Source organism: Paenibacillus sp. EB106-05-06-XG162 (genome assembly GCF_058791655.1).
In genome coordinates this window covers 1-15,597 of record NZ_JBYTDT010000011.1, presented here as the reverse complement: position 1 = coordinate 15,597, position 15,597 = coordinate 1, and the positions used below count along the sequence as shown (strand labels likewise).

Genomic DNA, 15,597 nt, shown 5'->3' with positions numbered 1-15,597 from the left:
CCGTACTTGACGGTGAATGCCTTTATTTAAGGGAACGAACACATGAGCAGACCGGTTTGATGAGATGACAAATAAATTTTTACGTACCCAGCACCTTCTTGCCGCGAGGCTTCTCCCCGACCGCATCGGGCTCTAGCGTAATACCAATGGCTTCAAAAGGAACTTGTTGCTCTTTCATATCATACGTAAGCACGCCATTTCCTTGCTCGTCGACAAGAAACACCCCTGCACTCCTTCGCGTTCCATTGTGGATGAGCCACACTTGATAGGCTTCCTGCCCCTTCGCCTGTGATAACCCTTGCACGCTAAATACGAGCTTCTTCGCATCGCCTTGCTGCATCAGCCACGCACTGCCTCTAGCTGCATCTCTACCCGAGTCCGCGGCGTTCAATGCAAAGGTTTGCAGCACTTGCGTCGGAAGGCTCGAACCAGTCTCCATCGCTCGAAGCTGGTCTCTTAAGTGGTTATTATCCCAGGAAACCCCAACCAGGATAAGCATAAGAACCGCTGCTGCGATCCATCCCGTATTCATGGACCATTTTTTCTTCATCACAGGCTGCTCTGCCTTAAAAATAGAATCCATGACCTCTGATTTCAAATCCGCTGGTGCCTCTATTTCTTCCATCGCATATGGGATTGCATTCCACGCATCCCGCATCTCTTCCAGTTCCTTCTGGCAGGTCTGGCAAGATTCGAGATGATGTTCAATGCGTATCCGATCTTCTTCATTGATTTCACCGAACATATATTCAATGAGTTGATATGTTCCGTGGCAGTTTGGGTTCTCCATTTACGTCTCCTCCTTTTCATGCACCAAGTGATTTCTTAGTATTTTCAACGTTTGGTGAAGTCGGCTTTTCACCGTACCTACGGGTTCGTTACGCATCTGAGCGATTTCACGAAGCGAATAACCTTCCCAGTATAAGTATTGAATGAGTTCGACTTGGCTCTTCGATAGATACTGATAGGATCGTTTCACTTGTTCACGAATCAGCTTCTGTGACACGACATGCTCAGGATTGTTCTCTGTTCGGTCAGGGATGACCTCCCATATCTCCGGGTCCATCGTAACCGCTTGCTGATCTCTTCTCTGCTTGCGGATATAGTCAATCGTAATATTCCGTGTCACCGTAATCAACCAATTGATATATTCACCTTTACTTGGATCATATCCCGTCCGGGTCGTCCACAAGCGCGTAAACACAGACTGCACAATGGTTCTTGCCTGCTGTTCATCATTCGTTGACTTCATGGCAAAAGAGTACACGAGCTTCACATATCGATCATATAACTCTTCCAAAGCCGGGCGATGCTTGATCATCACAAGCTGCATGAGATCAAGATCTGTCTTGTTCTTCATCAGATCCGCTCTCCCCCTTTTCTGATCCCTGTTCTTGCACCCATTTTACCACATAATTTCCCATGTACTTTTGAAATTCAAGTTCATCGATTATTACTGAAAAATGCTACCCAATAGCTTAAAATGACCTTATTATTATTATTTTTTCCTAAATCATCCAACACTTTACGATGTCGATCGTTTTATAGGGTATAGCAGCACAACATTTATGATGGAGGGATATGAAATGGTTGATGTTAATCAAGAGAACCGAATTACGAATATAGGTTTTCTGGGGCTCACGAAGGATTTGGGTTATGACTGGTGGCGCCAATTGTTCGATCGATCCCGATTGAACACCGTAGCCCTGTCCCCTTCGTTCTGGCTCCCGAATCAGCGAATTGGAAGCAACTAACATTGATCCCACGTTGGTTCTCAGCTATACTAAAACTCAAATTTGCAATTGAATAGAAAACCCTCATCTTACGAAGGATGAGGTAGAGGTCGCGGTTGTTAAGAGTAAGAAGCGGAGAGCCAGAGAAATGCTCAATGATGCTATTCTGAAAGGAACCACCGCCGAAGTTCGTCAAGGTACTCTGCCTTTGCGTGCTGGGGCTGCTGCTGAATAAGCGCAGAACTGTCACATGGGATGCATCCCATGTGTTGTGCTATCTTATTCGTACATCGTAGGAGCCGTAGGGGTTGAATTGAACCGCCGTACATCGCTACGGCGGTTTTTTGGCATTCTAGCAGCATAAAGCCTTATATCGTTCTGACATCTAAGAAGGAGTGTTATTATGTCTAAATCCACATCCCAAGCCACTCCGGAGCTCAAGCGCTCCCTTAAAGCACGCCATCTCACAATGATCGCGCTTGGTGGCTCCATTGGTACTGGCCTGTTCCTCGCATCAGGCGGTGCGATTGCTACAGCTGGACCTGGCGGTGCATTGCTCGCATACTCCGCTGTTGGCATCATGGTATATTTCCTGATGACAAGTCTCGGGGAGCTCGCCACTTATATGCCGGAATCCGGTTCATTCAGTACCTACGCAAGCCGTTTCGTCGATCCGTCGCTTGGCTTCGCGCTTGGCTGGAATTTCTGGTACAACTGGGCGATTACAATCGCCGCGGAGCTCTCTGCCGCGACGCTTATTATTAAGTACTGGTTCCCGGACACCAATTCCTTCATCTGGAGTTTCCTGTTCCTTGCCATTATCTTTTTACTCAATGCACTATCTGTCAAAGGCTACGGTGAGTCGGAGTATTGGTTCGCCTTGATCAAAATTGCTGTTGTCATCGTCTTCCTCATTGTCGGTGTGCTGATGATCTTCGGAATTTTGGGCGGCAAATCTCCTGGCTTCAGCAACTTTACTATGGATGGCGGTCCGTTCCACGGTGGATTCTTGACCATTCTCGGAGTCTTCATGGCTGCCGGATTCTCTTTCCAAGGAACAGAACTAATCGGGGTTGCTGCCGGGGAGAGCGAAAATCCTCGTGAAAATGTACCTCGCGCCATCCGTCAAATTTTCTGGCGTATTCTCATTTTCTATATTCTCGCGATCTTCGTCATTGCGATGTTGATTCCGTATACGAATCCAAACTTGGTGCACGGCGGTCTGGAAGACATCGCGATTAGTCCATTCACGATTATTTTCGAGAATGCAGGACTTGCTTTTGCAGCCGCTGTGATGAACGCCGTTATTCTAACGTCGGTACTATCCGCCGGTAATTCAGGGATGTATGCATCCACCCGTGTCCTATGGGTTCTCGCCAAAGAAGGCAAAGCACCAAAATTCCTTGGCAAACTGAACCGCAATGGTGTACCGATCAATGCACTGTTGATGACAACAGCCGTAGGCATGCTCGCTTTCCTCGCATCCTTCTTCGGCGACGGTGTCGTGTACACCTGGCTGCTTAATGCCTCCGGTATGTCCGGGTTTATCGCTTGGGTCGGTATTGCGATCAGCCATTATCGGTTCCGCCGGGCGTTCACAGCCCAGGGCCGCAGCCTCGATGAGCTCCCGTATCGCGCCAAATGGTTCCCTTTCGGGCCGATCTTCGCGTTCATTGTCTGTATGATTGTTATTCTCGGTCAGAATTATCAAGCTTTTCTTGGCGATACGATCGATTGGAACGGTGTGCTCATCTCCTACATTGGACTGCCGTTATTCATCATCGTCTGGCTCGGTTACAAATTCATTAAGAAGACGAAAGTCATTCCGTTACATGAGTGTAAGCTGGATCCTCCAACAAAATAAGCCTGAAATGAAAAACAGCCTCTCGATCCACGTTCAACGTGATTCGAGAGGCTGTCCTTATATAACTATGCGTGAACCGCCTGCTGCTCCCGCAAATGCGTTAAACAGCTCTTCGGCGTTCGGCCTACCATTAAAGCTCCATTCGCGACATACCCTTCTTCTCGGTCGAGAAGCTCATGGACAAGACGTGATCTACCCAAGGCAAGCTCCGCTTCATACGAAGCATCTGCCACTAGGTTTCGTAGCTCCTGTGGATCTTCATCCAGATGGAACAACTGCTCCGTACCTGTCTGCGAATACCAGATGTATTTCCAATGCCCGTCCGTAATATAGTGATGCGACAAGGCGCCATACGCATGCTCACCATGTAGGTAGGTTCGCCATGAACGCTCCTCCGAATCATTACAAAGAGGTACGACGCTTTTTCCATCGACGCAATCCGGTATCGCTGTTCCGGCCGCATCGAGCAGCGTCGGCATAATATCACGCATCTCGATCACTTCAGAGACAACGCTGCCTGATTTGAATCCAAGCTTACCGGTCCGGTCGCTAATAATGAACGGTACCTTGGCACTGCCTTCATAAGCAAGTGCTTTCCGATAATAGTGATGATCTCCCATCATTTCACCATGATCCGAAGTGAACACAATGACCGTATTATTCAGTTCCCCATATTCATTCAAGGCATTGATCAAGCGTCCAATTTGATAATCTAGATGCGTAATCAATGCATAATACCCGGCTCTCGCTCGTTGCAGTTCATCCGCGCGCAGCTTCTTCAACCCCGTGACCGGACTTGCACTGCCCGCTTCTGCTGCGAACTCGTTGACCCAATCACCGACAGGTGGGTCTGGTAATGTCTGATGGATATACATATCCAGATACGCCTGCGGCGGATCGAAAGGCGGATGCGGACGGACGAATGAGGTCCAAAGGAAGAACGGCTTGGACGGATCGCGCCGGCGCAGGAAATCTATCGATTGTGACACGGCCCAATTCGTTGGGTGCAGTCGTTCTGGCAAATGCCAAGGCAAGGTAACCGTCGACGCATTACAATCGAGCGCCATATCCATGATGTCATGATGCGAACCTGCTTGATCACGCAGCCATTGCAAGTAATCATCGCATTCATCGAAATGTCCTGCCGTGGATTGAGCCTTGCGATCGCGATTATAGTGCATATAGCCATCGTGCAGCACGACATTATGGAATCCACAGAGATTGCGCGTTGGATACACATGCATTTTGCCAACACATTGGGTATGATAGCCCGCATTCGCCAGTTCACCCGCTAACATATGCTCATATGGCCAAGGTACCCGATCTTCGTACCCGACCCTACCATGCGATTGCTGGCTCATCCCCGTCATAATCGCCGCCCTCGCCGGTACACAGCTTGGTGTTGCCGTATACGCATTGCGGAACATTACGCCACTTTCTGCGAGTCCATCTAGATTCGGTGTGCGTACAACCGGATGCCCGGCCGCACTTAGACAATCAGCTCGCATCTGGTCTACAGTAATCAATAAGATATTCGGTTTCATTCCTCTACCCCCGCCTCATGATCGAATCCCTGCCACGCCTTATATTAGGAACGATGAAGCGCCTCCAGCGCCGCCTGCTCGTCCGCCACGAAGAACACTTGACTGCCTTGATTGCATTCGTAGATGAAATCTCTCAGACTTTTGCTGGTATATCCGCTATAATCCCCTACAATCGCGATTTTGAGCTGGTAATTCATATATTTCTGCAGAATCTCACCTGCCAGCTTCGTACTTAAATCGAAGAAGACTTCCGTAATATTGGATTTGTGCAGGATGATCTTATCGCACTCCTCTTGATACCTCACCGTGGCCATCAAATCCAAAGCATCTTGTACATCCTGAATGAGCAGCCTATCGTTCTCCACAATAGCCACCTTAGAATTTCCTTGTTGATCAACACGAATATGCATAGCCTATCTCCTTTCTCCATTCTTATCGCTGTACTTTACCTGATTTTACCACGAATTTGATGCAATCAGTAGATAACACGGCACGATCATTTTCGTTGATATTTACAATTTGTCGTCGTTATGATATTATGTGATTACGTAATTACGTATTTAAATAAAATAATGAGGTGATCCTGTTGAAACGAAATGTTGAAGCAGAATTAGATGCACTAAAGGTACAGATGACTGAACTTCATGCACTCGTGAGACAACTATCCGTGTCAAACCCTACGCCTACTGCCAACCCCGCATTGAACCGCGTTGCTGCCCATCCTATCCAGACGGAAGTGCCGCAAGAATCGATCGATCAAGGCGGCGTCTATTTTTCCGGGCAATATCAGGGGGCCTTCTCCCAATATCGATGGGAACCGCAAGAACGCCGCATTAGCCAACTGCTTGATCTGGATGGCGACAAAGTTGCCAAGGTACTATCCGTACTTGGACACCGTCAACGCTTAGATATTTTGCGCGCCGTCATGCAGGAACCCCTAACAGGGGCTGAGATTGTAGAACGGTTGAATATGGGTACGACCGGTCAACTCTATCACCATATTAAAGCTTTACTCGGCGCAGATCTCCTAGTCCAGGAGGAACGCGGCGGCAAATATACTTTGCCTGAACGACGTGCTCTCCCGCTGCTCCTTCTGTTCGCTTCATCGGCTGAACTGCTCGATACGAGCGATTACATGGAACTTGCTCATGTACGAGAAAATGCAAGCGGGTATCTGGGCAGCTCACAGGACGTCTATGATCCGCATTTGCTCTTAAGATCCGTCATTGAGAACACCTTGCTGGAACACCAAGCCGGTTATTGTTCAGAGGTTAGCATTATTTTGCACGAGGATGGCAGTGTGACGGTCGTAGACAATGGCCGTGGGATTCCAGTTGTAGCATTCGCAGGCACATCCAAACCGCATGTGCAAGCCGTGCTCACGGAACTCCACGAGAATGCCAGTGCATCCGTCCACGCCTCGAACCGTAACAAAGGAATCAATATCCCCGTCGTCAATGCGTTATCGGAGAAACTATCGGTTGAGGTTCGTCGGGAAGGCAAAATCTACCGTCAAGACTATAAGCACGGCATCCCGCAATCGAATGTGCACACCGTTGGACTCACGCGCGATACAGGCACGAGCATTACCTTCCTGCCCGACCGCGACATCTTCCGTATGTCCTTCGATCGCAATCGGTTGGCTCAAGAGCTTGATGACATTTCGGCCCACCATGCAGGTTTGGCTCTGCATTTTCTACAGGACTAACAAAAAAGAGCAGGGTACGAGGTACCCTGCTCTTTTGGGCTGATTAGGATCCCCAGAACACTTCTGTCTCATAATCGAAGGACACTTGACCACCCTGTTCGTTACGTACAAATAATTCACGCAGCGCATCCATCATCGCATCGTAGCTCGGATCCCCTGGTACGGGAATGTAAGAGGAAGATAATACTCGTCCCGCTAGCCCCTCTAAATCGAATAATTGATGATTCGGGAATCTTCCGATCTGCATATCCCCTGTTTCGAAAAATTGCCTCAATGCATCAGGCGTAATATTTTTCTGCGTCACCGTCTTATAATCCGTACCGAACGTATGTAGGAACTGGTCATACTCTTCGCGAAATGGTGTACCCTGTGTCAGACGATTGTTCCAGATCAGAACGATTTTTCCATTCGGCTTCAGAATTCGCTGGAACTCTACCCGCGCTGCCGCCCGATCGAACCAGTGGAATGATTGTGCACAGACGATAAAATCGACAGAATGATCCGGTAGTCCTGTCTCTTCTGCCGAGCCTGGCACAGCACGATATTTCGGCTCATCTCCGAGATCCCTCTCGGCTGCTTCACGCATCTCCTTATTCGGCTCGACGGCAATCACATGACTCCCACGCTCCAAGAGCAGCTTGGAGAAAATCCCTGTCCCTGCACCAACGTCTGCTACAACACGATCCAGATTCAATCCAATGACACCGTACAAATAATCCATGACTGCTTGCGGATAACTCGGGCGGTACAACACATACGTATCGACCCGGTTCGAGAACCGTTCCTTGCTATTCATAAGATCACGCTCCTTCACAGATTATCATTGCAGGTCACAGCGTGATTGGCAACTTATAAAAAAAAGACGCTTCTTACGCGGAAGCGTCTTTCTCCTCTGCATTCTTACCGCCGGCGCATCTTCGCGATCTGCGGAAGGACCAATCCTAACGCAATCAAGACACAAGCCGTTACTATGTTCATAATGAATTGGAAGTACCATTCGCTGGTATAGGCTTCGACCTTAGGGAACATTCCCATAATACAAGCGAATGCGGTGAAGATGAAGCACCATAGACCGATGATGAAACCCCATGTTTTATTTTTGACAAATTGGTATTCCGACTTGAACTTATCCGCCGCCTTCATGAGCGCCATGAAAGCAAGAAAGACGAATAAGTAACGAAGCGGCATGACGATGGAATTGAGGTCAAGCAGCCAGTTGTAGAGGGAATTCATGTTACCGATCCCGAGCGCCGGAATGATAATCAGAATCCCGACCAGGATCCCTGTCATCACATAACCATTCACCGGCGTACCGCGGGAATTGGTCTTCATTAAGCCTTCCGGGATATACCTGCGGTCCGCATCGCTCAATAATACTTTAAGCGGCGCGTCAATGGAGAACGCGAGGGCGGAGATTTGCGCGAGCGTATTCGCGATCGCATACAGAATCATGAGACCGTTGCCGAGTCCGTAATATCCCCCAAGGATCTGGAAGGCATAATACTGTCCGTTCATCTTCAGGTCGGCTGGAATGTTATTCGAGTCGAACATCAGTCCCATCGCGAAGGAGCCGAGCAATGCGCAGATTGCAACCATAATTGCAAGTGTAATCATCCCCCGCGGGAATTCTCGTGCCGGATTACGCGTCTGATTGACGTAAGGGGAGATTTTCTCCGCTCCGCCAACCGCGAAGACGAGCATGGAAATCGTCGTGAAGTAGGCGAAATTAAAGTCAGGAATAAAGGTCTTGAACGTAATATTTGCCGTCGCGATCTTCGCCCCCGTCAAAGCTGGAGCTGTAATGGCAAGCAGTATGTACAGCAGTGACATAATGAAGACCGCAAGTCCTGCGATCGTGCCGATCCGCTTCAAGGAAGCAAGCCCATAAGATGCAATCCATAAGAAAATCAGGAAGACGACAAGGCAAGCCGTCTGAATGAGAATGGGGGAATATTTCGACGTCAATCCGCCTGTCCCTGTAAATGCCCAGCCCAGTGCGATCAGAATCCCTTGCGGCTTCTGGGCCAAATAAGGCACGTGAACCACCCAATACGTCCATGCGGCGAAAAAAGCAACGGTTGGACCCATCGTCTCTTTAATCCAGCTGCTGACACCGCCTTTCCCCTCCTTGAAGGTAGAGCCCATTTGGCCGACCATCAACGCGTAAGGAACGAAATATAACGCGATAATCAGAATCCATGATGTAATTACCGTTAGTCCCTGGTTTGCATAGTTGTTAACAACATTCCCGAATCCCCATACTGACACGAAGGCGATTAAGGCGACGTTATACCAGCGTAGCTTTTTCTGTTCGATGCTATTCATTTGTTCTACGTCTTGCTCCTCTCTAAGATGTACCGTTTAGCCTAATTATTCTCCCCCTATCGTTTCCAATTCGCTATGAATTAAGCCACAACGGCACAAAAAAATCGGCCCTATAAGGACCGATTCATTGGAGCGGCTTGCTGAGGCTGCAGCTCATTGAACGATTGACGATACAAGTAACCAATACCCGTTGCCACCAAGCTTAATAACCCGCAAATCACGTAGATGGCTGCAATGCCGAACAGATCCGAAAGAACCCCAAGCACAACCACCGATATGCCGAAAATAAACGTGTTGAGCGTAGACATCGCTGCGAGCACCTTCGGCAGCAGCTCTTCTTCCACGCTAAGCTGTCTGATCGTCGTAACGGCTACCGTACGCATTTCAACAAGCGGACCCATAAATAATGCGAGTGCTAGAGCAATCCAAGCGCTCGTCATATATCCGAAAATCAGGGTCAACACACCGTAGCCGATCATTCCGATCATCATGGCACCAAAGCGGTTGCGGTTCAACCATGAACTGATCACAACAATACACAGACCGCCAAGAATCGCACCGATAAAGTAGGAGACATTGATATACCCCCACCACGTCTCATCGCGGTGAAGCACAGTCTTCACGTAAGCTAGCAAGAATGCGCCTACCCAGACCGAACCTGCTAATCCTTCTAAGAAATCCATGATGGCTAGTGACCGAAGCGCAGGACGTGACCAGATGATCAACCAGCCTTCACGAAGACGCTGCCAAGCGCCTGCTTTAGGCGCCTCCTTAGATTCAACATCCGATGCCGACTTCTTCTCGCTCTTCCGCTTCGGTTCATGCACCATCGAGGTCATCAAGAACGCGAGGAAATACATCACCGCGATGCTAAGGAGGGTGTACGTTCCGCCGAGCCAATTGAACACGATGGCACCGCCGGCCCAGCCAGCGAGCTGGACGATTTGATTGGCTGTTCCGAACACGCCATTCGCCTTCAAGACATGCTCGGAATTGTCGAGCAGCCTCGGAATGAGGGCACTAGTAGCTGGCGAGGTCCAACCGTCAAGGAATGCCCACACCATAATGAGGAGGAGCATTACCCAGAGCGTCTCCGGACTAAGCGACTGCCACGCATACCAGCCAATGATACAGAACAAAATGAACTGTAAAAATTGAGAGCTTTTTAATAAAAACGTTAATGGATAACGATCAAGCAGGAGCGGCGAGATGAGCCCGCTAATACTCTGACTGATCATTCTTACTAGTGGAACAAGTGCAGTATACGTTACCGAATTACTAATATGATACATGAGCGTAACGATCGTAATGGTCGCCATTACATCAGCGAGATTGGACAACGTCTGACCGAATACTAAATTTCTGACTGAACGATTAAACACGGAATCTATTCCTTTTATTTCAGAGTTATTTCGAGCAAAATATCACCCGTATTCTCAAAATCACGGTAGCTGTATCGAATGGACCCTTCGAATCCGCTTATATCTTGCAGCGCTTTACTGAGGTCATCAGATAGTGTTGCCTTGCGTGTGTAGCGTATTTTTACCGATGAATCCCCTGCACGCACAGCCTTCTCAATCTTCGCAGATAGTGCCTTCACGGAAGAGACAATGTTCTCCGGATTCAAGTAAATATAATTCAGGTCAGTCTCCAGCTTGGTATAGAATGCACTGCGGCTCTGATCATCCTTCTTCAGCCGTTCTAGTGTCATGTCATAAGACTCAGCCGCTGCAGGATATACCTTCGTCCACTGATGATCCGCTCTAAGCTGCTTATCCGTACGCAAATAATAATTATAGCTAACTTTGCCCTTCTGGTCCGGAACAGGGTCATCCCAAGTCGTATCCAGGTGATACCACTTGCCATCGAGGTTCACGACATTCCATGCATGCAGCTGCCCCCCGGCCTTTCCTTCGGCAATCCGATTCGTAATTCCCGCTTCCTTCAGCATCCGATATGTCAATAAGGCATAACCTTGACAGACCGTCTTGCCTTCTTTCAATCCCAGATACGCTGTATCATTCTTCAGGGATGTGTCATAAGCCAAATTCAAGACGACCCAGTCGTGAATGGCTTTTACTTTCTCATGCGCGTTCATATTCTTGTTAATGATTGTAGGTAATACGCGCTTCACCGTACTTGTCACATACGCCGTCTGATCCGCGTCCTCACGGTACTCCATATAAATCGTAATGCTCGAGGATAGCAACGAGCTTTTGTATTGATAGGAATATTGACGGACCATAAACTGAACGTATGGATCCGTTGCAATTGCGTCCTGCAATGCCTTCTCGATCTTGGACTTGGATACACTGCCATTGATAGAGTAAGTCATGACCGTATCGCGGTTCAGCATCGACTGATAGATTTCCTTCGTAAGTCCTTCCATGGAATTCACCGTGGGCGTATCCACCGCCGCCGTGACAGGATTATTGATTACTTCAATCAGCGCAAAACTCAGCGTACTTGCGAACAAAATTTTAAAAATATGCTTTGCGAATCGAGGCACAACTCAACCCCCTTGTAAACTATCGTTGAATTTCAGAATCAATTCGTCCCTGAATTTCAACCAGCTTCATAATGGTCTCCGCTGCTTCTGCACGTGTGACCGTAGATTTCGGATAGAACTTGCCTCCGTCCGTGCTCATAACGCCTAATTTCAGCATAAGGGCAACGACACCTTTGTTCTGCACCTCAGCGGCATCCTGCAACTGCGTCACTTCCAAATCTTTGGATAAGAATTTCGCTAGTTGCTCGTATTGTAGTATACGAGAGACCGATTCGGCAAGTTGTTCACGGGTTAATTCGGTCTCAGGTCTCAGAAATTCGGATGGATTTCCCTTCAACCAACCCTTGGAGATGAAGAAGGATACAGAGGAATAATAAGTGCTGTCGGATGTTATATCCTTGAAAAGCGGCTTATCATCACGGTTAGACGCATAAGGCTGCACCGAATTGCTGATCCATTGCATCCAATCGCCGAGCTTGATCTTATCATTCGGTTTCACCAACCCATCTACATCCGATTTCAACACGCCAGCCTGAAGCAATTTTTTGAAAGCTGCCTCCGAAGTCGTGCCTTGGATATCTTTAGCATTCAACGCATCCTGGTTGTTCCTTGCATTATACCAGCCTGTTTCGAATTTACCTGTTATGGCGTTTAGTACAGTCTCATTCTCTGGGTTGAATTTTGGGCTATAGACAAGTCTTTGCTCTGATTTGATATTCGGGTTTGCATTGTTGTAGTCATAAGGTCCAACACGTGAATAACGGAGTTCCATCTCCAGATGATCTAAATACGTAGAACGTGCTTCTTCCGCAGTCATGGATGGCTTTAGACCTTTCATACCTTCTAGGTTCACTGGTTGGATCGACGTCTCATAATTCACAAGCTCCCCACGGCTGCCTAGCTCCATTCGAACGCTATTGAAGTTCACTGGAATACCACCCACAAATTGCTGGTACTCGAAGTGAAACCCGCCATTATCCTGCACATTCTGCTCTTTGGATGGGGTGCTCAGTTTCAAATTTGTCGCTGCGTCTGGATAGAGAAGGTTGATCCAGTAGTTGGCTTTTTTCTCTGCATCCGCTAGGCTGATCTCCGGATTCTTCTTCTCGGTCATGTTCTCATTACGGTACGGCCGATATGGATTTCCAATCGATAGAATTTGACCCGTCGCTGCATGGATGCGTGCGACAAATTGATTATCGTACCCCCCATTTGGCCCCGACCCCGCAGGGTTATCCCACGACAAGTACCACATTTTCACCTTCGGGTCATACCAATCATTCTGGATATGCTGATTCGTACGCGTATTAGCGGCAGGCGGCTTCATCACGTTCAATGCAATCTCTTTTGCCTGCTCATCAGTCAACTCGCTACCTTGATACGCTGCAAACAGCTTGGCTGTTGGTGTAATATTTTGATATGTATTTGGCTTCATATTCGCTTCTTTGCCGGTTGTCACATCGACGAATTTGCCGCTCTTCGCATCCAGAATACCATATTGGACACTCGTCGGTTGATAGGCGAGCATCATTTCCTTCGATGGACCATACGGCTCACCCACAGGCATATAGACGAGCTCCATTTTTAAATTTTCTGCATACAACGATTTCGCTTTCTCTGCCGTAATGGATGGAGTCGCCGATGGATAGCTCAGTTCCGATTTGGACCGAGTATATCCAAAGATGTTGCCTTCCCCATCGATGGACACATAAATCGCTTCTTCCGAAGGCAGCCCATTTACAGGGATGTTATATGAAAAAGAATACCGTGCAGGTCCGAATAGGCTTGTTCCATAATCATAATATGTTGAATTTTGCCCTTTCAGCTTCTGCATATCTACGTTTGGTGCTACACGCCCAACTAGCTTCTTCACGAGTTCTTCCGCTTGTTCTCTCGTGTAGGTCGGCGGATATTTCACTTTGTCTCTGCTTAGATCCGTCCATGGCGAGAAATTCACCTGCAAAATTTCACCGGTCAGTGCATCGACACTACTGCTGAACCCGTAACCGTTATTCCCTACTTGATATTCCCATTGAATCGTCCAGACCATTTCTTCGCGAGGCGGATAGACATTCGGATTCCCTAACGTAACGGACTGTACCTCAGCATCTTTAAATTGCGGGAAAAATTCTCTAATCTTTGCTACAGCCTGATCTTTGGTAATGACAGGGGTTTTCTTCACTGATTTGTCCGTCGTGGCCTGGGTGTTGCTACTTGCCGAAACCGAAATAGTGTCTGTTTTTACCGTCTTTTCATTTACGCCGTAACCTTCAGCCGCTGCAACTTGTTGCATTAGACATACACTAAGCGTCGTAGCAATAGCTGCTTTTTTAATCAGCACCGCTTGGCGATTTTTCTTTTGCCTCAATGTCATCGCTCCTCCCAATCGTATACCAGATATTTCCTTACATATCATGTTAAACGGTTGAAGAGGAGAAAAGTTCCTATAATTTCGTTATATCCCAGAAATTAGGACCTCTGAGCCATTCCGTGCTCCGAACCCGTAGGGAAATGCTGTCGAAAAAAAGGAATTACATGCCCCCAGAATTGATGATCTTTCTCCGAACAGCTGTGACCTTTAATATCAATGAATAAATGCTCGACCTTCGTGCTGACATGATCAATAATGTATTGTAATTCTGAATGTGGGATAAACCCATCATGCCGAGAATGGATGAAGAAGACAGGAATCTTCGCGCCCTGCGCATTCCGATTGAGGACATGGATGACGTTCATTTTCTTGAACAGCTGTGGCGTGATCCGGGCACGGAGCAGCCAGATGAACATCACCATATAAGCGAGTGGAAACATAGGGACATGAATGCGGCTGCATTCCGATTGCAGCACGGTACGAAGTCGTATAGGCATCGAATCGGTGATAACCGCTTGAACGGAAAGACCGAGATCTAGGGCTAAAATTGCGCCCAACCCACCGAGAGAATGACCAACAACGCCGATCGCATCCTGCTGAACGTCAGACCTAGATCGCACGTATTCAACGGCTGCCAGAAGATCATCACGAAATGTATAGGAGGAGGATGCCGGAATTTCTTCACTGTCGCCATGACAACGAACATCGAACAGGAAGACGGAGAACCCGGCATCATATAAGTGATCGACATACCGTAGGGAATATGCGCGATTCGAACCCCAGCCATGGACAACAATGATCGTCGGTGCCGTCATATGCGCCTGTGACGTGACATCACGACTCGGGATGAACCATCCGCAGCACTGTTTGTCGCTGCTACGGAACTTCACCTCTTCATAATGCTGCTTCGGTAATGCATCATTCACACGTCGAAGCGGCGTCTGCGTTCTCACCCCGAGCAACCACACCAGTACAAGTATGAGAGCCGCCACAAGAATTGCTACCTGTAAGATCATTATTCCCTGCATTCAAAGCACCTCCGACAGCACTTTCATGCCAATTAAAAGTACCTCTAGTGTTCCCCGTTTTGCAGAAAAAAGTGATGAAAAACCGGTGAGAAAGCTGCCCAGTGTCTCCTGCGTATTCCAAGTCTTGCGTGAAGCGGTTTCGTGCGGGGAAAACTGCAATTTTGCAGTTATTATGGGCGGGTAGGGCCAATGCGAGAGGAATAACTGCGGTTATGCAGTTATTCGGGGTAGGTAGGGCCAATGTGAGCGAAATAACTGCGGTTTTACAGTTATATTAGGCGTTTCGAGTTACTGCGAACGAAATAACTGCATTAATGCAGTTATTTTGGGTAGGCAGAGCCAATGCAAGCGAATTAAATGCACTTTTGCAGTTATTTGAGGTGGGGTGTGCCTCTGCGAGCGAAATAACTGCACTTTTGCAGTTATTCGGGGTGGGATGAGCTAAGTCCATATACTTGTGTAAAATGCTATTGGCATAAAAAAGAAGGAGCCATAGCCAAGATCCTCTATTAGAA

The 15,597-nt window shown here is 48.0% G+C and carries 13 protein-coding genes and 1 riboswitch; of the genes, 3 read left to right on the top strand and 10 right to left on the bottom strand.

What is annotated here, in order from left to right; translation table 11 throughout:
• Nucleotides 1–79 precede the first annotated feature (79 nt).
• Both AC3WU2_RS20805 and AC3WU2_RS20800 read right to left on the bottom strand, forming a co-directional pair.
• Nucleotides 80–790, bottom strand: coding sequence for an anti-sigma factor (locus AC3WU2_RS20805; protein WP_492456972.1), 711 nt, complete (start codon nt 788–790; stop codon nt 80–82).
• Nucleotides 791–1,360, bottom strand: a complete 570-nt coding sequence (locus tag AC3WU2_RS20800) for an RNA polymerase sigma factor (protein ID WP_492456971.1) — start codon at nt 1,358–1,360, stop codon at nt 791–793.
• A gap of 226 nt (nt 1,361–1,586) precedes the next feature.
• Here AC3WU2_RS20800 and AC3WU2_RS20795 point away from each other — a divergent pair, with 226 nt between their 5' ends.
• Both AC3WU2_RS20795 and AC3WU2_RS20790 read left to right on the top strand, forming a co-directional pair.
• Nucleotides 1,587–1,754: a hypothetical protein gene (locus AC3WU2_RS20795; RefSeq protein WP_492456970.1), complete on the top strand. Its 168-nt coding sequence runs from the start codon at nt 1,587–1,589 to the stop codon at nt 1,752–1,754.
• Nucleotides 1,755–1,829: 75 nt separating this feature from the next.
• A riboswitch (Lysine riboswitch) is annotated at nt 1,830–2,018 on the top strand.
• A 118-nt stretch (nt 2,019–2,136) separates the two neighbouring features.
• Nucleotides 2,137–3,597 (top strand): amino acid permease, encoded by a 1,461-nt coding sequence (locus tag AC3WU2_RS20790; RefSeq protein ID WP_492456969.1) that lies wholly within the window; start codon nt 2,137–2,139, stop codon nt 3,595–3,597.
• A gap of 65 nt (nt 3,598–3,662) precedes the next feature.
• On the opposite strand, the gene AC3WU2_RS20785 is transcribed toward AC3WU2_RS20790, so the two are convergent.
• Both AC3WU2_RS20785 and AC3WU2_RS20780 read right to left on the bottom strand, forming a co-directional pair.
• Complete coding sequence (locus tag AC3WU2_RS20785) at nt 3,663–5,141, bottom strand: arylsulfatase (RefSeq protein WP_492456968.1); 1,479 nt, start codon at nt 5,139–5,141, stop codon at nt 3,663–3,665.
• Between the two features lie 44 nt (nt 5,142–5,185).
• Nucleotides 5,186–5,551, bottom strand: a complete 366-nt coding sequence (locus tag AC3WU2_RS20780) for a DUF4180 domain-containing protein (RefSeq protein WP_492456967.1) — start codon at nt 5,549–5,551, stop codon at nt 5,186–5,188.
• 176 nt (nt 5,552–5,727) lie between these two features.
• Here AC3WU2_RS20780 and AC3WU2_RS20775 point away from each other — a divergent pair, with 176 nt between their 5' ends.
• On the top strand, nt 5,728–6,849 hold the full coding sequence (locus AC3WU2_RS20775) for an ArsR family transcriptional regulator (protein WP_492456966.1): 1,122 nt from the start codon (nt 5,728–5,730) through the stop codon (nt 6,847–6,849).
• Between the two features lie 43 nt (nt 6,850–6,892).
• On the opposite strand, the gene AC3WU2_RS20770 is transcribed toward AC3WU2_RS20775, so the two are convergent.
• The 6 genes from AC3WU2_RS20770 to AC3WU2_RS20745 all read right to left on the bottom strand — a co-directional run bounded on the left by AC3WU2_RS20770 (nt 6,893) and on the right by AC3WU2_RS20745 (nt 15,082).
• Entirely contained in the window at nt 6,893–7,645 is a 753-nt protein-coding gene (locus AC3WU2_RS20770) for a class I SAM-dependent methyltransferase (protein WP_492456965.1), read from the bottom strand.
• Between the two features lie 104 nt (nt 7,646–7,749).
• On the bottom strand, nt 7,750–9,174 hold the full coding sequence (locus AC3WU2_RS20765; RefSeq protein ID WP_492456964.1) for an amino acid permease: 1,425 nt from the start codon (nt 9,172–9,174) through the stop codon (nt 7,750–7,752).
• A gap of 110 nt (nt 9,175–9,284) precedes the next feature.
• Nucleotides 9,285–10,556, bottom strand: a complete 1,272-nt coding sequence (locus tag AC3WU2_RS20760; protein WP_492456963.1) for an MFS transporter — start codon at nt 10,554–10,556, stop codon at nt 9,285–9,287.
• Nucleotides 10,557–10,570: 14 nt separating this feature from the next.
• Nucleotides 10,571–11,683, bottom strand: coding sequence for a transglutaminase domain-containing protein (locus AC3WU2_RS20755; protein WP_492456962.1), 1,113 nt, complete (start codon nt 11,681–11,683; stop codon nt 10,571–10,573).
• A 19-nt stretch (nt 11,684–11,702) separates the two neighbouring features.
• Nucleotides 11,703–14,051 (bottom strand): S-layer homology domain-containing protein, encoded by a 2,349-nt coding sequence (locus tag AC3WU2_RS20750; RefSeq protein WP_492456961.1) that lies wholly within the window; start codon nt 14,049–14,051, stop codon nt 11,703–11,705.
• Nucleotides 14,052–14,152: 101 nt separating this feature from the next.
• Entirely contained in the window at nt 14,153–15,082 is a 930-nt protein-coding gene (locus AC3WU2_RS20745) for an alpha/beta hydrolase (RefSeq protein ID WP_492456960.1), read from the bottom strand.
• Nucleotides 15,083–15,597 lie beyond the last annotated feature (515 nt).